Origin of the sequence: Ancylobacter sp. Lp-2 (assembly GCF_020523795.1) — a bacterium.
In the GTDB taxonomy this organism is placed as follows: domain Bacteria; phylum Pseudomonadota; class Alphaproteobacteria; order Rhizobiales; family Xanthobacteraceae; genus Ancylobacter.
The window spans coordinates 929,029-949,355 of record NZ_JAJALI010000001.1 but is presented as its reverse complement, the minus strand read 5'-3'; the positions used below and the strand labels follow the sequence as shown (position 1 = coordinate 949,355).

The window sequence follows — 20,327 nt, the reverse complement described above, 5'->3', positions numbered from 1 at the left end:
TTCGTCGTTGGGCCGTGAGCGTGGGAAGTCCCTGGGACCGGCGGAGCTGGCGCGGTTCAGCTCGCCGCCGGCGCCAGCGCGGGCTGGCGCGGCTCGCGGATGACTAGGATGGCAAGGGCGGCCAGCAGGCAGAGCACGCCGGCCAGGAAAAAGGCTGGCAGGTAGCTGGCATAGGCAGTGCGGCTGAAGCCGGCACCCCAGGCGGCGAAGGCGGCACCCAGCTGATGGCCGGCGAACACCCAACCGAACACCAGGTTGGCGCGTTCGCCGAAGCGGTCCGCCACCAGCTTTACCGTCGGCGGCACGGTCGCGACCCAGTCGAGCCCGTAGAAGATGGCGAAGATCGACAGCTCGTAGAAGCTGAAGCTGGTGAAGGGCAGATAGACCAGCGACAGCCCGCGCAGGCCGTAATACCAGAACAGCAGGGTGCGGCTGTCGAAGCGATCGGAGAGCCAGCCGGAACCGACGGTACCGGCAAAGTCGAAGATGCCGATAATGGCCAGCATGCCGGCAGCTGCCACCGGCAGGATGCCGAAATCACCGCAGAGCGAGACGAAATGCGTCTGGACCAGCCCGTTGGTGCTGGCGCCGCACACGAAGAAGGTGCCGAACAACACCCAGAAGGTACGCGAGCGCGCCGCATCCCTCAGGGCAATCAGAGGCGAGGCCAGCATTGCCCGGAAGGTCGCGGGCACGGCGGCGGGCGCCGGGACCGGCGCGGTCGCGCCATAGGGCGCCAGCCCGACATCGGCGGGACGGTTGCGCATCAGCACCAGCACGGCGACGGCCGCCAGCAGCAGCATGGCGAGCACGAAGGAAAGCGCGCTGCGCCAGCCGAACGTTTCCGTCAACGAGGCGAGCAGCGGCAGGAAGACCAACTGGCCGGTCGCCGTGCTCGCGGTGAGCAATCCGACCACGAGGCCGCGCCGTGCCGAGAACCAGCGCGTCGCGACCGTGGCACCCAGCACCATGGCGGTCAGACCGGTGCCGAAGCCAACGACGACTCCCCAGAGCGCCACGAGTTGCCACACCTCGCTCATCGCGAAAGAGCCGAGCACGCCCGTCCCGATCAATGCCAGCGCGACGAGCGCGACGGGCCGGATGCCGAAGCGGTTCATGAAGGCCGCGGCGAACGGCCCGAGCAGGCCGAACAGCACCAGCCGGACGGCAAAGGCCGACGAGATGTCGGCAGTCGTCCACCCGAATTCCTTTTGAAGCGGCCCGATCAGCACGCCGGGCGCCCCGACCGCGCCCGCCGTCACCAGCATGGTGAGGAAGGTGACGGCGGCGACCACCCAGCCATAGTGGATATGGTGACGGTGGAAGAAGGCAGGGAGCGCCCCGCCATTGGCGATCGAGCGTTCAGTCGGCATGATCCCATCCGTATCGGGTATATACCCGCGTTTGAACAAATTTTCAGAGCAGCTGGCCAAGCTCGCCGAGCAGCTGGAGCCGCGTCGGGCCCAATTGATCGGCTACCTGCCGCTGGCATCGCTCCCATAGCGGCTCGGCCACCCGCAGTACGGCCACGCCATGTTCGCTCAGCGACACCACCGCCTCGCGCTGGTCCTCACCGCGGTCCAGACGGACCAGGCCGAGCTTTTCCACCACGCGGACATTGCGCCCCATGGTCGAACGGTCGAGATCGAGGGTCCGGCCGAGCTCCGTGAGGCTGACCGGCTGCCTTCGCTCGACCGCCCGCAGCAGCGAGAACTGCGCGATGTTGATGCCGACCGGCGCCAGCACCGCGTCGTAGCGCGCGCCGATCTTCCGGGCCGCCTTCCTGAGTTGCACGCAATGGCAAGGTGTCGACATAAAAAAGGGTATATGCCCGCAACGATTATACGTCAACTTCTCGCTGATGGGGGAGGCTCGTGATCCGCGAGCGGAGAGTGCGGCGCAACGCATGGCAGCACGGTGCCGCACGGCAGCGTCTCGGATTAGGCTTCACGCAACAAGGATTGGCCATCCAACCTGGCATGCCGTCAACTTCGAGGGCATCAACGCACGCTGTCTAAACGATGAACCTCGCGATCGTTGGGACCCAAGGCTCCCAGCTTGCCAGAAGTCGCGACCAGCCGGCAGTCGCGACCTGACAATCACGGAGGCCTCCCTGCTGGTACTGGCTGGGGATTGGGGCACCATGCTCGGCTTGCCGCGCTGCGAGGCGCGCAGGTGGAGAGCGGCACGCGGTGGAGCGATCACGGCCGCCCTTCCAAGCGATTGCCGTCATCGCGGCGGCGGCTCAACGGCTTGTAGCGCGGTACTGCCCAGCGCCAACGGTCGGGCCTACGGCACGAGACCCGTTTTACGATAAGCTCGGATTGTTCGATCGTAGATGCCGATGTCCTGGCATCCGCGCGCGACCAGTTGGGCTCCCTCGATGGCGGCAAAGATCGCCATCGCCCGGTCTTGCAGGTCCTGCTCGTCGGCGGAGGGCGTTCCCCGCGACAGCACCTTCATGAGCCATCCGACGTTCATCTCGGCGAACTTATCGACCTCGATCCTGACCTCATTGGGCAGATCGTCGAGTTCCGCGCTCATGATCCCGCACAGACACATGCGATTGTCGTTGGCCAAGGCCGAGCGAAAGATCGCTATGTACTTGTCTAGGCACCAGGTCGCGTCGTTGGAGGTGGCCAGGAGCTCGGCAAGACTGGCTGCCCCCTCCTCCGTATAGCGATGCGCCAACGCAGCGCCGAGATCGCCCTTGGTGGGGAAATGATAGTGCACGCTGGCACTCTTGATCCCGACCTCCTTCGCGAGCTCGCGAAAGCTCAGTGCATTATAGCCATGCGCCTGTACCGTCGCTTTTGCGGCGGTCATGAGTGCCTCGCGCACGTCCGTCTTGGTTTTGGTCATCATCGATCTTCACCTATCACTCGATAGATAGTCGTTGACGCCGGCAAAGGGAAGGGATAGACAGCCTTCGCATTCTATCTATCGATAGATAGACAAATGAGGACTCTCATGAAGATCTTCGATCGTCCCGGCTTTCCCAATCCCGCCCGCATCCGCATCGTGCTTGCCGAGAAGGGACTCGAACCGCAGATCGAGTTCGTCTCGGTCGACCTCATCGCGGCTGAACACAAGCAACCCGACTTCCTCCAGAAGAACCCGTCGGGCGTGCTGCCGGTCCTCCAGCTCGAGGACGGCACCTACATCAGCGAAGCCACGGCCATCACCGAATATCTTGATAATCTCGACGGCGATCCGCGCCTCACCGGCAAGACGCCGAAGGAAAAAGCCGTCATCCACATGATGCAGAAGCGGGCTGAATCCGAGCTGCTCGATGCGGTCGGCAACTACTTCCATTACGCGACGCCCGGTCTCGGTGCTGAGCTGCAGGCGTTCAAGAGCCCGGAGTGGGCCGGTCGCCAGGACTGGGGCAACCGTCAGCGTGACAAGGCACTAGCGGGCGCGAAGTACTTCGACACGGTGCTGCGGGACGATCCGTTTGTCGCCGGCGATGCGTTCTCGATGGCCGATATCACCGTATTTGCCGGACTGATGTTTGCCGATGCTGCCGGCATAGCCATTCCTGAAGACTATTCGGCGCTGAAGGCGTGGCGAGCAAAGGTCTCCGAGCTCCCAAGCGTCAAGAACCGCAGCGGCCAGATGTTCGTCGCGGAGGATCTGCGCCGCCTGGGCTTCTGATCCATCGCGCAGCAGCGGTTCGAACGCAGCCGCTCTCACTCGCATTTGCCATTCACATGCAGCCCACGCGGCTCATTTCTCGCGGAGTTCCCTCATGTCTACGATCTCAACATCCGACAGCGCTTCCCGGCGCAACCTGCTGAAAGGGGCTGCCATCGCCGGCGTCGGGCTGGCGGCTGCGGCGGCCGGCACGGGCGCGGTCGGTGCAAAGTCAGGTGTGTCGGCCCATGCCGGCAAGACGAGCGGCGATCGCCTCGTCACGAAAGATGGCACCAGCCTCTACTTCAAGGACTGGGGCAGCGGGCCAGCCGTGGTGTTCAGCCATGGCTATCCGCTCTCGTCCGACGCCTGGGAGGACCAGATGTTCTTCCTGCTGCAAAACGGCTATCGCGTCATCGCCCATGACCGTCGGGGTTTTGGACGGTCGAGCCAGCCGTCCGGCGGCTACGACTATGACACCTTCGCCGACGACCTGGCGCAACTTGTCGAGGCGCTGGATCTGCGCGAGGCTGCCTTCGTGGGCCATTCGATGGGCGGTGGCGAGGTCGCGCGCTACATCGCGCGTTACGGCCAGAGCCGCGTCTCCAAGGTCGCCTTCGTCTCCTCCGTGACGCCTTTCCTGCTCAAGACCGCGACCAACCCGACCGGTGCGCCGAAGGAGCTGTTCGATACCTTCCGCGCCGCCGTGCAAGCCAACCGGTCACAGTGGAATCTCGACGTCACCCTACCGTATTACAGCTTTAACCGGCCGGGGGCGCATGTCTCGGAAGGCCTGCGGGAGAGCTACTGGCGGCAGGGACAGGCGACCGGTTTTCTTGCCGCCTATCATGCACTCGGCGCCTTTTCGGAAACCGATTTCCGCGATGACCTGAAGAAGATCACCGTGCCCACGCTGGTGGTCCACGGCAGCGACGATCAGATCGTCCCGCTCGAGATCTCCGCGCGATTGACCGCCGGACTAATTCCTCATGCCAAGCTCGTCGTCTACGAGGGCGGCTCCCATGGATTGCTGCACGTCGACAAGGACCGCTTGAACACCGACCTGCTCGCGTTCCTTCGCAGCTGATGCTTGCCTCGTTTGGCCGGACTTCAGCCTGCCTCTGCGCCTTTGTCCCCCGCGCCTTTGTGTATGGGAGGCGCTCGACCGGCTGCTGCTGCGCCGCTTCCGCCATCCGCGGGCCATCCCGGATCTGCCGGTGCTCGCCGTGGCCATCGATTCCGGCGGGCATCGCACCGACATGGTGATGAAGTTCTCGGCCGAGCGGCTTAACCAGCGCGTCTGGGCTATCAAGGGCCGCGGCAGTCCCGGCGTGCCGCCCTGGCCGAAGCGCCCGCCCAAGCTGCGCATCGCCAACCTGGCGCCTGTGCATATCGTCAGTGTCGACACGCTCAAGCATGGGCTGCTCTCACGGTGCCAGATCCCAGCGTGCGCAACGAGCCGCTCGACTGCCGGGTGTACCTCGCCGACATCATGACCAGGATCGTAGGCAGCCCCATCCCAACGGCCGCATCGATGATGCTGCTGCCATGGGCATATTCTGCTCAGGAGGCTCTCAGGGATGGCCGAGAAAGCGGGCGACAAAGAACAGGATGGTCAAGCACTCAGCCTGACCTCCCCCTTCACCATTGCGGCAGGTGTCCTTCAGCTCTCGACTGGAGATCGGGCTGACGTGGACAGGTGTCCCGTCACTTCACCAGTTCGACCTCGCTTGGCCTCCACGCCTTCGTGAAGAATGGTTCGAGCGGGCCGTAAAGACGCAGGCACGGGATAAAACCTTTGCCGGGCATGGTCTGGATCCAGTTGCCCCGCTTCACGCCCGCGGGTTGGGTCGGTGAGAACCAGACCGTCGTCGTGCCGTCGGCGGCTGCCTCGGCCGCGGGTGAAGGATAGCTCTGGCTGCCTGCGCGCGGGTAGCGCTGGGGGGTATCGAGCATCGAGCGCGTCTGATTGTCATAGAGAATGAAGGACCAGAAGTTCGCGTACGGAATGTCCTTCGGCAGGCTCACCTTGTAGGTCTTGGCGCCGTCAAAAGGCTGCTTGTCCGCATCCACTATCGTCCACAGATATTGCGAGCCAATGCCGGGCACGCGCATGGCCATGCCAGGCGTGATGCCGGTGACGCCGTAGAAGAAGGAGGTTCGCGAGTCCAGCAAGCGGTAGCCGGTGGCCGGGAAGGGCTTGACGCCCTCAGGCGTAATTTCCGGAATCGGCGTCTCGAACTCGTAGCCGCTGACAAACAGCTGGTTCACCCAATTCGAACCGGGGTAGTAATACCAGTCCGCCGCGCGAGGCGCCATGAACAGGGTGCGTGACGTGGCATTGGCGAGTGCCACGGCTTCGGTGAGGATCTTCTTCATCCGCGCATCCGGCGCGAAGGGTTTGCCTTTCACGATGCCGATGGCGGCGATCGGGCCCATCAACTCGGGGTCGAGCGCCGTTGCAGGCTCCTGCTGCACGACCTCGTTGAGCCACTCGTAATAGGAATAGTCGTTGGGCGGAATCGTGTTCATCACCTTACCGGTGCCTTCGTGGAACACAGTCGGCGGCGGCGGGGTGATCGGCCCGAGCTTGGTTTTACCGGCAAGGAATTCGGCAACGGGGGTGCCGTAGCCGCCGGCTTGGTACGGATAGACCTTCAGTGTTTTCTTTATCTTTTCGACGACCGGCTTGGGGTCGTTGTTCTCCATGAACGCGCGAGCGAACCAGATAACGAAGTTGGTGCGGGCACGGGCCACAAAGTAGCCACCCTCGGGCACGTTACCCTCGTAGCCGGGCGGCAGGATGAGATACTTTCCTCCTTCGCCGCGATCAGCCCCGGGCGCGCCCAAATCAATAACCCAGCGGAACCATTGGTCGTCGATAGCGCCCAACATATCGGGACCTACCTCCAGCACCATGGGTCCCCTGGTGAGGTCGAGCATTCCCAGGCTGTAGATCGTGTCCGCGTTGGCCGTCAGGAACAGCGACTTGGCATCCATCAGATCGGAAAAGATGAGGACTTCATTGTCCTTCACCCCGGCGTTCTGAAATCCCTTGTGAAGGGCCGCTATGCTGACCCCCTGGAAAGTGTTCACGAACGCCTCGAAGGCGTGCGTGAAGTCCAGATTGTCATAGACCTTGGCGATGGTTTCCTTGCTCGGCATGCCGTCCTTGAAGTCGAGTGTGCCGATGCGCGTCTCGACTTTGTCCGGTGTCAGGATCGATGCAGGTGGGGTCGCCGTTTGGGCGCCTGCTCCAATCGTGCCGGCGAGGAAAGTCGATGCCGCGAAGACCATCGTCACTCCGCAGAGCCTGCTGTGGATCGGTCTCATAGGTCGTCCTCTCTTTGGTTCTTTAGCCTTGGTAGTCGCGGCTCGAAGGTCTGGTACAAAGACCGGTCAGCCTGAGAACCGAATGGCGATCCGGCACCGCGCATCAGCATGGCCGGGGATAGTTATTGCGCCACATTGATGCCGGCGGCTGCCATCTCCCTTCGCCCGAAAGTACAGCGAGCCGTCGGCCTCCTTCTTCATCATCTCTCCGCCTATTCTCATCGGCCGATAGATAACTATCGCGGGCAGACGTCCCAGAAGCCCTGAGTTCGAGCGGGGGTCGTATAATACCAGCAGTACCCAGGCTTGGGCGGAGTGCCGGCAATCGAAACGGCTGCAGCACCGGCAATAAATCCCATGGCCGCGCCGGCCGCGATGGCGCCTCCCGGGCGCCAGTAGCGATGAGGATTTACGACCACTACCCCGCGCGGACGGTACCCTGGGGCTCCATAGCCTGGCCTGACCGCGCCCGCCGCGCAGCCTCGCGGTCCACAGGCCGCCCCGCCAGACCGATAGGCCTGGGCCGGCGTACTCGAGAGCATTGGGACAGCTAGCACTGCAGACAGGATCGTTAGCTTGAATATGTTTAGCACGACGAATCCTCCGCCTGCGCCCCCCGGCCACAACAAGGTTGCGACGAGGGCAAGTGCCGCCCACGACCTCGGCGGTGCGGCGATGGCATTCACGCGCCTCCTAGTCGGCCGGGACGTAGCAAGAGGGCCATTGGTTGGCATGGGCAATTTCCTCGCGCTCACGGTCGACAAATTTCCTTGGCTATAGCCAAAGACATGCTGACGGCCGCAGATAGATTTCCCCATCGGCCCGACACACTTATGTGGAGGCAGAGAGCAGCAATCGGATTTCAAAACCACTCATTTTGCGCCATCATGGCGGTATCCTCGGAGCATCCCGCGCATGGCTGAGATACCGGTTATCTCGAACCGCATACTTCACGGCCTGCCGGCTTTCCTGCGGCAAGAGATCGGGGAAAGGGCGCTTCTGCAGGCCAATCGCGCGGCAGGGTTCGACCTCGAACTGATCGAGGACGGGAATTGCTTCATTCCGCACGCGGCGGTGCTTGCTTTCGTGGATGCCGCGGCGAGAGCGGCGGGCGAGCACAACCTCGGGATTCTGATGGCTCCGGTGATGGACGTTGCCAATTATGGCACTTTTGGGCGCTATATCCTCGGAGCCGACACCCTCGGCCAATCCCTCAAGCACGCCATAGCGGCGCTGCGTTATCACTGCACGGATGACAGGATGTCGGTCGCGATCGATGGCGACGAGGCGCGATTCAGCTACGGCTTTGCCCTGGCCGGCCGCGCCGGCTACGACATCGTTGCCAGCGCCGCGGCTGGGGTGCTGCTGAGTGTCTTCAGGGCTTATTTGCCTGTCGACTGGCATCCGCTGCGCGTTGAACTCGATATCGACGAGCCGAGCCAGCCAGCGCTGTTCGAAGATGTGTTCCAGTGCCCGGTCATTTTCAATGCGCCGGCGGTGACCGTCGTCATGGAGCGCCATCTTTTATCCGCTGTATCTAGGCGTACTTCGCGGCCGAGCGTCACCATCGAGGATGTGGCGCGAGACCGGGGAGCCGGTGCTCCACGGGCTCTGCTCGATGTCGTCGTAGAGCAGATCCGCGCCCAGGTTCTCACCGGCAGCGTGTCCATCGAAAGCGCCGCGCAATCGATGGACACCAGCGTCCGCACGCTGCAACGCGAGCTGAATCGGGCTGGCACCGATTTTCGAGGCCTGGCAAACGCGGCAAGGATCCAGCGAGCCACCGAATTGCTGCGGCACACGGATGGCTCGGTCACCCGTGTTTCGGCAGAGCTGGGATATTCCTCTCCCGCCAATTTCGCCCGCGCCTTTCGAAAGGTGACTGGCCGCGCACCGCGGGAGTTCCGCTCCAAGATGTAGCAGACGGCAGCGTCCGTCTGCGCTCGGCCCCTTCTGAATCTGACCCACCGCGGACATTGGGGCGTCCGCATTCTGGCAACCCAACTGGTCGTTCGCGCCGCCACGGACCTTTACGACACATCTACATGTAGAACCGGTACGAGGGGTTCGGTTGACGTTGCCCCCTGAAGCGCCCTCGGTTTGAATTGGACTCCGTCGGAAGGAGACGGAGATGAAGAAGAGCCGGTTTAGCGAAGAGCAGATCATCGCGGTCCTGAAGGAGCATCAGGCCGGGGTCGCGGTTGCGGATCTCTGCCGCAAGTACGGGATCAGCGATGCGACCCTCTACAATTGGCGCAATCGCTATGGCGGGATGGAGGTATCGGACGCGCGTCGGCTGAAGGCTCTGGATGACGAGAACCGGAAGCTCAAGAAGTTGCTGGCGGAGTCGATGCTCGACGTCGCGACGTTGCGCGAGGCGCTTGGAAAAAACTTCTGAAGCCCGGATCGCGGAGAGCGTTCGTGACCTGGGCCATCGAAGAGAAGAGCTACTCGCAGCGTCGGGCGTGCGGCCTGATCGGGCTTGACCCGAAGACCTATCGCTATGCCTCGCGCCGCTCCGACGACGTGATGATCCGGGCGCGCCTGAAGACCTTGGCGGGTCAACGGCGGCGGTTCGGCTACAGGCGCCTGCACATCCTGCTGCGGCGGGACGGCGTCGAGCTGAACCATAAGAAGCTGTTCCGGCTCTATCGTGAAGAGCGACTGACGGTGCGACGGCGTGGCGGGCGCAAGCGCGCGCTCGGAACGCGGGCGCCGATGGCCCTGCCACAGGGGCCGAACCAGCGCTGGAGCCTCGACTTCATCGCCGACCAGTTGGTCGATGGACGGCGCTTTCGTGTGCTGGTCGTGGTCGACGACTTCACCCGCGAATGCCTGGCGCTTGTCGTCGACACCTCGCTCTCCGGCCAGCGGGTCGCCCGCGAACTCGATGCCCTCATCGCCCTTCGCGGCCGGCCGCTCATGGTCGTCAGCGACAACGGCACCGAGCTGACATCGCGGGCAATCCTGCAATGGCAGGAGGATAGCCAGGTCGAGTGGCACTACATTGCGCCAGGCAAGCCGATGCAGAACGGGTTCGTCGAGAGCCTGAATGGTCGCTTCCGGGACGAATGTCTCAACGAGCACATGTTCCGTAACCTGCCGACCGCTCGCAGGCTGATCGAAGAATGGAGGATGGACTACAATGCCCACCGGCCGCACACGAGCCTTGGCGGCCTCACCCCCAACGAGTTTGCAACCCGGTCCAGAACGGACCACATCGAGAACAGAGTCCAGTTATGAACGAGGGCAAATAGGGGGCAACGTCAGGCAACGTCAATTACTGCGGCACCAGAGAAATACCCTCCCTTAAGGGAGAGAGGCCCAGGCGGCCTACACCGAGTTCAGCCCCCTCGACGGAATAGGCAGTGTATTGAAAGAAAAGCCCCGGGTGCACACCGAGAACCGTTGGCTGGTAGACAGCCCTCATCGCCAACATCACTGTAAGTCGCCCGAGCCCCTCCAAGATGAACGGGTAGCGAGAGAAGAGAAACGTCAATACCCTTCATACAAAGAAGAGGACCAAAGATATACTGGAAGCACCTAAGCCCGACAGCCTCCCATCACCGCCATAACGTGACACCGCTCGAAGGCACCTTGTCAGTTCCTGAGGCGACGGCAATTCGGCTGCAATAATAGGTAGCCATAGTAGAAAGCTACCCAAAGCCCACTGACAACACCTAATTTCTCAGACCGCCGCCGCAGTAACCCAAGATCGTCACTAGGCATCCGAGCGGCAGCAGAAGCCATTTAATACCCTGCCATATGAGAAGACGCTCCCCAGTGACGGCTTTGGGTGGCGATAGAGAGGTAGCGTCAATACCCTGCCATAAGAGAAGGGGAGCCCAAGGTGTACTGATAGTGCCTAGGCTCATCAGGCTTCGTCTGCGCCAACACCTCAGGTCGTCGCAGCGCATCGGTGCGGCAAGCAGGGACCGACTAATACCCAGCCATATGAGAAGGCGCCTCTCAGTGACCACGTTCGGTGGGCGGCAAGAAAGTAGCGACAATGGGCAGCCTATAGAGAAGGTACCCAAAGTGTACACATAATACCTAGGCAGATCATCGTCATCGCCAACACCTTAAGTCATAGCCACACATCGATGCGGTAGGCAGGGACCCAATCAATACCCTTCGTTACGAGAGGGACCCAAGGTGCACTGATGGTGCCTAGGCTTATAGACCCCCTCCCCCGAGACGGCACCGGGCGGCCGGCGGCGTTGGAGTGATAATAGGTAGCTATATGAGAAGAGGGCTTCGGGTGCACATCGAGCGCCTCCAGTGAGAGACGGCCTCAATCACCAGCATCATTGTACGAAAAGCGCGGCAGGATCGGCCTCTTGATGCCGGACTTGCGGCCCCATTCCCGGCTTCCCACTCAAGGCAACAGTCAGCACTCCCGGTCCCTCCGTTCGGCCGGTGATGGTGGCTGAGTGAGCCAAACGCCGATCACCTAGAGCCCCTCCGCTCGGCCTCTGCGTGCGATGGGGCGCACCACAGTTCACCACGCCAGACCCCCACCCGGCTGATACCCCCAGTAGCCTCAAGTCGATCACATGGGTCTCGGCGCCCTTTCACCGATCCCCTCCCAGTTCCCACGTCATCTCACATCCCCGGCCTGCGGGTGACGTCGCCGACACAGGGCCCGAACTCTCCATGCCCCTGCAATGGCGGAGAGGACGCTTGTGCACGCCCGCCCCCACCACCCTCGACCAAGAAAGGCCTATCCCAGTGACGACCCGACGATACATCTCCATGTCTTCCTATCAGGTCCTCAAAGCCTACATTCTCTCTGAGGCCAAACACCGAGCTGATCCGCAGCAGCATCCCAAGCCGTCTCTTGAATTCTTCAACAGCTACCCTGCTCACGGTTCCGTGCGCGACATAGTGCTAAAATACCGGGACGATCCTGACGCACAGCCGATGGTCGGGCTTTCGATCTTCTCTAAGAAGAAGCCCGAGGGTAATACTGCTCGTTTGTTCAATTCCACCGACGCCGCCGCCATCGTGCTCGCTGTGGGGGTCGGAATGCCCCTCAATATCAACGACAATGCAGGGAGAGGCAGGGGATATTCTTACCCCCGGTTCCGCATAAAGCACCCCCGTGGGCAGTCGATCTACGTCGAGCGGGTGATCGTCGACGCCAAGCCCCATGAGGAGGTCCAGCAGCGCACCACCAATGGGACCCGCATGGACTATCATGACTGCGGCAGGGATGCGTTCACGACGTGCCCCTACGTCGTGGATGAGAAGCCCTCTCGCCCGCCAGAAAAGGGACGTCCAGAGTTCTTCGCAGCTGTGGAACTCTACTGGACCGACAACCACGCCAAGGCCGGCATTGACGTTCCCCTTGAGGAATACCTTTCGCTCATCATGCTCGCTCTGAGCTTGGGAGACTGGGCGGCGGCGTAACACTCTCCGGCTCGCCGCACCTAGGAGACGCCGGGGGAAGAGGCTTTGGGATGGGCACCCTTTCCTCGGCGCACCTTAGGCCGATTTCTGGGGACCAGCACCCGCTTCTTCACGCCACGTCCTCCGCGATCCCTGACATCCCATCGCAGGGACGCCACGTCGAAAGGCGCGACCTCCAGCGCCACCCGGGGGAGTTTGTCGATGGCGGTCACTCGCGCCGACAGGGTCACTTCCCCGTAGGTATCTGCCACGCGGCCGGGCGCATGACCGACCAGCGCATCCGCCACCCGTCCGTTGAAGCCCTGTTCTATCGCAAGCGTCTCGAAGCGGTGCCGCCAGCCATGATTGGGGGCAACCTCCACATCTCCCAGCGCCCCTCTCGCGAATTCGGTGACGCGGTTCTTGGCCGTCCGCCACGCCTTCCGCCAAGCCTCCTCTCCCTCCCCAGACAACACCATGAACAGGCGCGCCTCGGGCGCCGCCGCCACGAACTCAGGGAAGCCCATCTCGACAAGCTGAGCGTGGAGCGGCACGTCCCGCGCCTCGTTAGTCTTCACGGTGCCGGCCTCAGGCGTGATGTGGATCACCCATCGCCCACCCTCCTGCCGCACGTCCTGGCGACGGAGCTGCACGATTTCTCCAAGGCGAGCGCCCGTGAAGGCGCAAAGCCAAGGCACCCACCGCTTGGCAGACGCCATCTGCCAGCTCTCAGCATTTCCCTGACGATATGCTGCCGCTTTAGAAAGAATCGCCCGCACCTCCCCGTCAGTGAAAGCTGGTGAGCGGAGACGTTTCTTGCGGCCGATCCTGAGTGTCGCTCCTGCTGCCGGATTCGTAGCGATCTTCCGATTGGCGGCTGCCCATCCTAGAACCGTCTTGAGGCCGGCAAGGTCGCTATCCTTGACCGTCTTCGCGCTCACCCCTTCCGCAATCCGATGATCCTTGTAGGCGATGACGTCCTCGGGTGTGATCTGCCTCGGGTCCTTGTGCTTCAGGAACGCCGCGAAGGCCGTCACGGTGCGTCGGTAGCTCTCATAGGTGCTTTGCTTACGCCCCGCTGCCTTCGCCTCCTTCCACCACCCCTCCAGCAAGTCGTCCAGCGTCAGGCGTCCTGGCTTGGACTCCGCTGCGGCGCCTGCGGCGAGCCTTGGGGTCGACGGCTTTTGCCATTCCGGGAAGCGCTCTGACTTTGGGTCGGGTGAATAGTCACCTCCGACCTTGCGAGCATGAGCCTCCAGCCCTTCCGTCAGCGCTTTGGGGACCTCCATGAGCAGCATGCTGCGCGACCGAACGTCCACTGCGACGATGCCATGTCGCATCAGCATACGATCCACCAACGGGCCTATCTGTCGCTCAAGCGCCGCACTATCGAGCTTCTGTAGTTCCTCGGTCGCATGCCGGACTGCCAGCGCCTCCAGCTCGAAATCCAGCGCGAGGTCCGCATCGTCACCCGGCGTCTGCTCGAAGACCGTTCGGGTGCGAAAACTCTCCAACTCCCCTGCCCATGCTCGGTAGACCTCTCCCGCCAGCGCTACGCACTGCTTGTGTGTAAGGGCAACCGGTGCGGAGGCTCGGAGGCTCGCGAAGATGCTCTCCACGTGCTGAAGGGCCGCCGCCTGTCGCCGCTTGACGTCGGACGGCTCGGCAGTTCTCAGCGAAAATCGAATGTAGTGGGTCTTCTCGGTGATGGGGACCGAGACGAAGCCATCGCCTAAGGGAATCTCAAGCATCATCCCGACCATGCGGGACTTCAGATCTTTAGGGATGCGCAGGGCGAATTGGTGATTGCGGGTATCGCTACGGCGCATCGGACGAACCAGCCGAAAGAGCATTGATACACGGTCCTGTAACACAGTTCCGTAAGCACAACACTCTGAGGGGGTTCAACTTCCGACGCCAAAGGCGCAATTCGGAAGGGATGGTGCCCAGGAGAGGAGCCAACATATTGATTTGTAAGGTCTTTTATTGACACTAGACACACCAAAAGACATCAGTGACGATACTATGGTTATGGCATCGGGAATCGACGATGGCGCGGAACAAGCTTTCGGATGCTCAGGTTAAGGCGCTCAGCCGTCCGGGGATGTATTCCGACGGCGACGGACTGTTTGTCCGGGTGCGCGATGGCGGTTCGAAGCAATGGTTCTTCGTATATAGACGGGGAAGGACTCGAACCGAGATCGGCCTTGGCGGATACGGTCAAGGCACGGCGCCGGTGTCCGTCAAGCTGGCTCGCGAGAAGGCCGAAGTCATAAGGGACCAATTAGCGCGCGGCGAAGATCCCCGACCGGGTAAGCGGAAGGTTACGACCTTCAAGGACGTCGCCGATGACACGCTGGCAGTCAAAGATGCGGCCCTGAAAAATGAGAAATCTCGTTGGCAGTGGCGCCATTCGCTCGAAGTGCAGGCCGAGCCGCTGCACGCCAAGCCGATCGCCGACGTGGGCGTCGACGATATCGTTACGCTGCTCTCGCCCATCTGGCAGAAAACGCCCGAGATCGCCGACCGGCTGCGCATGCGCGTGGCCGCGGTCGTCGATCACGCCCGCGCACGCAATCTCTACCAAGGCGACAATCCCGCTCAATGGTCTGGTCGCCTCCAGCATCTCCTGCCGGCCCGAAAGAAGCTCACCCGCGGTCACAATACTGCAGCGCCCCATGCGCGCATCCCGGTGATAATGGCGGCCCTCCGAGCGGCGAATGGCACCGGAACACGGGCCGTTGAGTTTCAAGCGCTCACCGCCGCACGTGCCGGTGAAGTGCGCGGCGCGACGTGGGACGAAATTGATTTTGGCGCCGAACTTTGGACCGTGCCGGCGAGCCGGATGAAGATGAAGCGCGAGCACACCGTACCGCTCACGGGCCGCGCGCTCGAGATCCTTCGGGAGCGCCAGCAGGTCGCCCGAGGGCCGCTCGTCTTCGAGGGCGAGAAAGACGGGCTTCCGGTCAGCGATACCGCAATGGTCGTCGCACTGCGGCGGGCCAGTGGCGATAAATCTACAATAAATGGCCTTCGATCCACCTTCCGAGATTGGTGCGGCGATGCCACCGAGTTTCCTCGGGAGGTGGCTGAGGCCGCTCTTGCCCACGCCGTCGGCGATTCCGTTGAGAGGGCTTACCGGCGCAGTGACGCCCTGGCGAAGCGTCGCCTGCTCATGGCGGCGTGGGCGGACTACTGCGCGTCGCCTCGCTAGTTTCTGCTCGCAATGTGCGTCGCGTCGAGTTTCTCCCGGTTGGGGGCATAGCGTGGCCGGCCGAGCAGGGGTACATTTATAGACGTTGCGGGCGCCAGTCGCCAGCACTAGCAACCATCCCTAGCCACCTCCCAAGATGGGAGTTTATATGCCGGCAAATGATAACCGCGCTCGCCTCATGAGCGTGAACGACGTTGTGCGCGAGATCGGGCTCTCGCGGGCCGAACTTTTCAAGCGCAGGGCGGCAGGCACCTTCCCCGCAGCGGTTCCCTTAGGGGATCGCAGGATCGCATTCATTCGTGCCGAGGTTGATTCCTGGATCGACCAGCGGATCGCCGCGCGGGATCAGCGGGGGGCGGCGTGATGCTCGATACCGGCAGCTATTTCGATGGCATGTTTCAGAACGACCCGATGGAGGAGGAGAACGTCTTCACCGTCGCATCCTACTTAGAAACCGTGTGTCACCATGAAGCTGCCCACGCCGTGACCATGTATGCGATGGGAAATCTTCTTGAAAGCGTCGGCGTGTGTGCGAACTACGCGCCGGATGCGTCTGGCAAGAAAAGTGTCTGTTATTCGGGCTTGGCTCGTCCACGAAGCCGTAAAGGGGCACATCGAGTATCAATCGATTTTGACTATCGCGCGCTCCACTTCAAGCTCGGCGTTACTCTGGCCGCCGGGCCGGCAGGTGAACGCCGGCACTGCATCGAGCGTGAGAAGCCTATTCGGCTGCTCATCGCCTCGGAGGGCGATCACCATGGGATCGACTCTATCGTGCGGACATTGTTCGCGCGCGGAAGAGACGGTTATGCCTTCCAGCGGCTAGTCTGGCGGGCGGCGCAACGCATCGTCGCGAAGCCGACGGTCTGGAAGGCCATATGCGATGTCGGCGATGAGCTCTTCAACATCGCGGCCGACGCGGAAGAAGCGGAGGATGGCAACATCTGGGCATATATCGAGCCCGGTGACGTCTACAGTATCTGCCGCCGCAACGGCGTGACGAGAGGCATGCTCCTGCCGTCGGCTGGCGATCGGCATGTGCCGATCTTCCCGGCTCCCGCAGTCCGGGCTGCCTAACCCCACCTTCTCAAGCAGCCGCCCGCCCCGCGGGCATAAGCAATCGCATCAGACCGCCCCGCACCGTCGCCGCGGCGGATGATCGGTCTTGTCTTTACGGGAGCTCCCCATGGAACTCGGCAGCAACGGCCCTTGCCGTTACTTTGGCCTTCACTTCGAGTCTCGCCTACACGCAACCTGGGCTGCCTTCTTCGACCACCTCGGGTGGCACTATGAGTACCGCCCATTCGGACCGCGCGGATGGGCGCCAACCTTTTCACTGATCGGCGCCAGCACCGTCTTGGTTGGTGTCGAACCCGAGCTTAAGCCTACCCCGGCCGCCCGCCTGCTCGCCAGCGGCTCGTCCCGCGTCGCGGGGCACCGGGGAGACATTCTTCTTCTCGGGACGGGCCTCGGCTCGATCCGAGCGGGGGGCATCGCGCTCGGTGCCATCGCCGAATGGTGCGGCGGTGACTACGGCTGGGGTGATGCCGTCCCGCACGTTGGCGGAGGCATCGGCTTCTGTCACGACAGCCTATCGTATCGAAACCGCATGACCGGCTTCCACGATGGCGACCGCGGCGCGGGTGATGGCGAGGAGCGGTTCGTCGAGGCGTGGCGCGCAGCGCGTCGGGCTGCGCTTATTGCCGACCGCGCCGCCGACGGCAGGGTCAGAAGGCCACCATGGTGATCCGTTGAAGATCATCGGCATCCGCCCGGCGGAGCCGGGCGGGTCCGACCTTGCGCGTCTCGATGTCGAGACGTCGGACGGAATCAAACTCTACGACTTGACCTTAAAGCGCACCCCCGATGGCGCGCTGCGACTTTGGGCACCGAATGCGTTTGGTCGCAGATGTGCGGCCATCCCCACGCGTATTGCCGATGCTCTCGCCGCCGACGCTGTTTCTCTTCTCCGGAGCCGTGAACCCAATGACCGTCGCGTCGCGTAATATCTCCCCCAATCCCGAGCTCGCCTCCCTGCGCCATGCGTTGATCGACAATGGCTACACGGCCGTTCCGGTCGAAGGAAAGAGTCCGCACGGGACCAAGCGCTGGCAGAAATTGAAGCCCGACCATCGCCAGGTCGACGGCCTCATTCGCCACGCGCCGCAGGCGACAAACACCGGCATTCTGGCAGGCGCGGTCGTGGCGATCGACGTCGACGTCCCCGACGTCGACACTGCGGCGAGGCTCGGAGCGATGGTCCGCGAGCTGCCCGGCGGCAACCACGCGCTCTGCCGGATCGGCAAGGCACCCAAGGCGCTTTATCTGTTCCGCGCCGACGCTCCGCGGGAGAAGATCAGCACCGCGAAGTATCGGATCGGCGGGCACGTTTGCCAAGTAGAGGTACTCGGAGCGGGCCAGCAATTCGTCGCGTTCGGCATCCACCCCGACACCGGCAAGCCGTACGAATGGGAGGCGGCGTCACCTCTCGAGGTGGCGCTGGATGACCTACCTATGATCGACGGCGCGACCGTAGACGGCTTCCTCGCCGAGGCTGAGGCAGTGCTTGCTGCTGTTGGCGAGCCGGTGAAGAAGGCGAAGCTGAAGGCCGAGCCCCTGAATGTCGGCAGGACCTTTTGGCAGCAGGTTAACACCGCCGCGCTCGGCAACCTCGAGGCGTGGGTTCCTACCCTGTTTCCCTCGGCGCGCCGCGAATCCGGCACCGGTGCCTGGAGGGTGACCTCGAAAGATCTGGGACGCGCGTTCGAGGAGGACGTTTCGATCCACCCAGATGGTATCCAGGACTTCGGCACCGAGACGTCAGCGACCGCAACCCAGCTTGTGATCGAGTACGGCGGCGCGCCCACCCCGCGCGATGCGGCCTTCTGGCTGTGCGACCGGATGGGGATCGATCCTGCCGCCCTTGGCTGGCAGCATCGTCCGGCAGCGGCGGTACATTTCGGCACAGCCCCACCTCCGCCGTCCGCAGACAATGACGACGACGAGGACGCGGCCCTGCCCATTCCAACGGCCAGCACCTCCGGCTTGCCCCTCGAGCTTTGCTATCCGCCTGGTGCCGTCGGCGAGTTCGCCCGCTGGGTCGCCAGTTGTGCTCGCTTCCCGTCTCCCCACCTCTCGCTCGCCTCGGCGTTGGCGCTGACGGCTGGGTTGATCGGACGTCGGTACAGGGGGCCGACCGGCTTGCGCAGCAATCTGTACCTGATCGCGCTCGCCGAATCCGGTTTCGGCAAGGACATCACGATCCGCGCGGCCGAAGCACTGGCCGACTCGACGCCCGACGGAACGCGGGTGAGCGAACACATCTTCGCCGACAAACTACGTTCGCTACCTGGCCTCGCGGGGCGCCTGCGGAAGTCGCCGTCTTGCATCGCTGTAATCGACGAATTCGGGAAGTTTTTGGCACTTCACACGGGCAAGAATGTCGCGCCTCATCGCGAGGAAATTGCCACTGCGTTGATGGAGTTGACTGGTGCACCTTCCGGAAGCTGGGGCGGCGCCGAGAAAGCCAGCGGGAATATTAAGCGGATCATCCAACCCTGCTTGACGATCCACGGTGTGTCGACGCCAAGTACATTTTGGGCTGCGCTTTCGTCCGGCAATATCTCGGAGGGCCTGCTTGGTCGCCTGGTGCTGATCGACGCTGGCGACGGCGAGCCGGTGAAGGTGCGACGCCCCGCCGGGTCGCTAGACAACGTCCCATCCGAGTTGTCGGCGAAGGTCTCGGCGCTTTTAGGCGGCAGTGCAGGTCATCTCGGGGCAGGGCCATGGCACGCGCTGTCTGCCAATCCCGAGGCCAAGCCTTGGCCCACGATCACGGTCGAATTCGCACCGGGGGTCGAGGACCTTTTCGAGGCGTTCGACGACCGGATGCGTGCCATGCGGACGACCCTGGATCCGCAATACCGGCCGATTCTCAACCGCGTCGGCGAGAATGCTGCCCGCTTGGCGCTGATCGTCGCGGTGGGGTGCGATACCAAGAAGCCAGTGATCACCGCTGAGATTCAGGACTGGGCCAATGCGGTGGCTCACCGGCGGCACGCTCACCAAGATCACGTCGGCGCTGACTGACGCCTATCAGGCCAAGCTGACCGCAGCGAACGATGCCGCCAAGCTGGAAGCCGAACAGACCATAGCCAAGCTCGAGGCGGCGCGGGACATCGCGCTAGCCGAGGCGGGCGATCGATGGTCGGCCGTTCGGCTGGGTAGGCTGCTGATCGTCATCCCGTACGGGCTTTGGTGGTCGGCGATCTACCTAGTGCAAATCATCAACCCGTGGTTCGGGCTGCACCTCGTTGTGGTGGATGTGCCGGAGCACATCAACGGCATGGCGATGATCCTCATTCCCGCGATCATTCTGGGCGATGCCGGCGCACTGGCCGTTAAGGCGGTGCGCCGATGACCTTTACCGAGCTCGAAAGACTGGCTGTCGTGGAATCTGAAGTGCGGCACCTCACCCGACAGCATGAGGAATCTCGCGTTGAGGTGCGGAATGAATTCCGGGAAGTGCGTGACGAAATCAAGTCCGTGAAGAATGACGTCGCCGAAATCAAACAGCTTCTGACGCAGGCAAAAGGCGGATGGCTCGCGCTGTCCGGCGGTTGGCGGGCAGCAATGTTCACCGGCGGCGCGCTGAGTCTTGTTGCGACCTATGCGTGGGATTGGCTCGCACCGCTGCTGCGTGCCCTGCCGCGGTAGGCTCACATGCGGCGCCTGCCACCAGGGGGCCGGGCGC

Annotated in this window: 20 protein-coding genes and 1 pseudogene; 15 read left to right on the top strand and 6 right to left on the bottom strand. The window is 62.9% G+C overall.

Going from position 1 to position 20,327, the window contains the following annotated elements:
• Positions 1 to 56 precede the first annotated feature (56 nt).
• The 3 genes from LGR54_RS04505 to LGR54_RS04495 all read right to left on the bottom strand — a co-directional run bounded on the left by LGR54_RS04505 (position 57) and on the right by LGR54_RS04495 (position 2,865).
• Entirely contained in the window at positions 57 to 1,373 is a 1,317-nt protein-coding gene (locus LGR54_RS04505) for an MFS transporter (protein ID WP_230360728.1), read from the bottom strand.
• Positions 1,374 to 1,416: 43 nt separating this feature from the next.
• Positions 1,417 to 1,794, bottom strand: a complete 378-nt coding sequence (locus LGR54_RS04500) for a MarR family winged helix-turn-helix transcriptional regulator (protein WP_370638126.1) — start codon at positions 1,792 to 1,794, stop codon at positions 1,417 to 1,419.
• Positions 1,795 to 2,289: 495 nt separating this feature from the next.
• Positions 2,290 to 2,865 (bottom strand): TetR/AcrR family transcriptional regulator, encoded by a 576-nt coding sequence (locus tag LGR54_RS04495; protein WP_230360726.1) that lies wholly within the window; start codon positions 2,863 to 2,865, stop codon positions 2,290 to 2,292.
• A 105-nt stretch (positions 2,866 to 2,970) separates the two neighbouring features.
• On the opposite strand from LGR54_RS04495, the gene LGR54_RS04490 reads away from it, so the two are divergent.
• From LGR54_RS04490 to LGR54_RS25965, 4 genes and pseudogenes are all read left to right on the top strand, one after another.
• Positions 2,971 to 3,657: a glutathione S-transferase family protein gene (locus tag LGR54_RS04490; protein WP_230360725.1), complete on the top strand. Its 687-nt coding sequence runs from the start codon at positions 2,971 to 2,973 to the stop codon at positions 3,655 to 3,657.
• Positions 3,658 to 3,751: 94 nt separating this feature from the next.
• Positions 3,752 to 4,723 carry an alpha/beta fold hydrolase gene (locus LGR54_RS04485; RefSeq protein WP_230360724.1) on the top strand — a complete coding sequence of 324 codons (972 nt, stop codon included), beginning with the start codon at positions 3,752 to 3,754 and terminating at the stop codon, positions 4,721 to 4,723.
• 28 nt (positions 4,724 to 4,751) lie between these two features.
• Positions 4,752 to 5,132, top strand: coding sequence for a terminase gpA endonuclease subunit (locus LGR54_RS04480; RefSeq protein WP_370638137.1), 381 nt, complete (start codon positions 4,752 to 4,754; stop codon positions 5,130 to 5,132).
• A pseudogene (locus tag LGR54_RS25965) lies at positions 5,108 to 5,212 on the top strand (transposase domain-containing protein); the annotation flags it as partial. The gene LGR54_RS04480 and the pseudogene LGR54_RS25965, both read left to right, overlap by 25 nt.
• A gap of 131 nt (positions 5,213 to 5,343) precedes the next feature.
• On the opposite strand, the gene LGR54_RS04475 reads toward LGR54_RS25965, so the two are convergent.
• Complete coding sequence (locus LGR54_RS04475) at positions 5,344 to 6,933, bottom strand: DUF1254 domain-containing protein (RefSeq protein ID WP_230360723.1); 1,590 nt, start codon at positions 6,931 to 6,933, stop codon at positions 5,344 to 5,346.
• Between the two features lie 272 nt (positions 6,934 to 7,205).
• Positions 7,206 to 7,511, bottom strand: coding sequence for a hypothetical protein (locus LGR54_RS04470; protein WP_230360810.1), 306 nt, complete (start codon positions 7,509 to 7,511; stop codon positions 7,206 to 7,208).
• Between the two features lie 373 nt (positions 7,512 to 7,884).
• On the opposite strand from LGR54_RS04470, the gene LGR54_RS04465 reads away from it, so the two are divergent.
• The 3 genes from LGR54_RS04465 (at position 7,885) to LGR54_RS04455 (ending at position 12,381) form a co-directional block, all read left to right on the top strand.
• Positions 7,885 to 8,889: an AraC family transcriptional regulator gene (locus LGR54_RS04465; protein ID WP_230360722.1), complete on the top strand. Its 1,005-nt coding sequence runs from the start codon at positions 7,885 to 7,887 to the stop codon at positions 8,887 to 8,889.
• A 211-nt stretch (positions 8,890 to 9,100) separates the two neighbouring features.
• Positions 9,101 to 10,212, top strand: a protein-coding gene (locus LGR54_RS04460) for an IS3 family transposase (protein WP_230360721.1) whose coding sequence is annotated in 2 segments (ribosomal slippage) — positions 9,101 to 9,356 and positions 9,356 to 10,212 — 1,113 coding nt in all. Because the reading frame shifts where the segments join, the coding sequence is not laid out codon by codon here.
• 1,512 nt (positions 10,213 to 11,724) lie between these two features.
• Positions 11,725 to 12,381, top strand: a complete 657-nt coding sequence (locus LGR54_RS04455) for a hypothetical protein (protein ID WP_230360720.1) — start codon at positions 11,725 to 11,727, stop codon at positions 12,379 to 12,381.
• A 20-nt stretch (positions 12,382 to 12,401) separates the two neighbouring features.
• On the opposite strand, the gene LGR54_RS04450 is transcribed toward LGR54_RS04455, so the two are convergent.
• Positions 12,402 to 14,213, bottom strand: a complete 1,812-nt coding sequence (locus tag LGR54_RS04450; protein WP_230360719.1) for a tyrosine-type recombinase/integrase — start codon at positions 14,211 to 14,213, stop codon at positions 12,402 to 12,404.
• Positions 14,214 to 14,410: 197 nt separating this feature from the next.
• Between LGR54_RS04450 and LGR54_RS04445 the strand changes: the two genes are divergently transcribed.
• The 8 genes from LGR54_RS04445 (at position 14,411) to LGR54_RS04410 (ending at position 20,290) form a co-directional block, all read left to right on the top strand.
• Complete coding sequence (locus LGR54_RS04445) at positions 14,411 to 15,574, top strand: site-specific integrase (RefSeq protein ID WP_230360718.1); 1,164 nt, start codon at positions 14,411 to 14,413, stop codon at positions 15,572 to 15,574.
• A 178-nt stretch (positions 15,575 to 15,752) separates the two neighbouring features.
• The gene (locus LGR54_RS04440) at positions 15,753 to 15,938 is read left to right on the top strand and encodes an AlpA family transcriptional regulator (protein WP_230360717.1); all 186 of its coding nucleotides are present in this window, start codon (positions 15,753 to 15,755) and stop codon (positions 15,936 to 15,938) included.
• Positions 15,935 to 16,651, top strand: coding sequence for a hypothetical protein (locus LGR54_RS04435; protein ID WP_230360716.1), 717 nt, complete (start codon positions 15,935 to 15,937; stop codon positions 16,649 to 16,651). The genes LGR54_RS04440 and LGR54_RS04435 overlap by 4 nt, the downstream gene beginning before the upstream one ends.
• Before the next feature lie 109 nt (positions 16,652 to 16,760).
• The gene (locus LGR54_RS04430) at positions 16,761 to 17,321 is read left to right on the top strand and encodes a hypothetical protein (RefSeq protein WP_230360715.1); all 561 of its coding nucleotides are present in this window, start codon (positions 16,761 to 16,763) and stop codon (positions 17,319 to 17,321) included.
• A 4-nt stretch (positions 17,322 to 17,325) separates the two neighbouring features.
• A complete protein-coding gene (locus tag LGR54_RS04425; protein ID WP_230360714.1) occupies positions 17,326 to 17,580 on the top strand; it encodes a hypothetical protein in 255 nt (84 codons plus the stop codon).
• On the top strand, positions 17,561 to 19,663 hold the full coding sequence (locus LGR54_RS04420; RefSeq protein ID WP_230360713.1) for a bifunctional DNA primase/polymerase: 2,103 nt from the start codon (positions 17,561 to 17,563) through the stop codon (positions 19,661 to 19,663). Before LGR54_RS04425 ends, LGR54_RS04420 begins: the two co-directional genes overlap by 20 nt.
• Positions 19,611 to 19,994 carry a hypothetical protein gene (locus tag LGR54_RS04415; RefSeq protein ID WP_230360712.1) on the top strand — a complete coding sequence of 128 codons (384 nt, stop codon included), beginning with the start codon at positions 19,611 to 19,613 and terminating at the stop codon, positions 19,992 to 19,994. Before LGR54_RS04420 ends, LGR54_RS04415 begins: the two co-directional genes overlap by 53 nt.
• Complete coding sequence (locus LGR54_RS04410) at positions 19,991 to 20,290, top strand: hypothetical protein (protein ID WP_230360711.1); 300 nt, start codon at positions 19,991 to 19,993, stop codon at positions 20,288 to 20,290. The genes LGR54_RS04415 and LGR54_RS04410 overlap by 4 nt, the downstream gene beginning before the upstream one ends.
• The last annotated feature ends 37 nt before the right edge of the window (positions 20,291 to 20,327 follow it).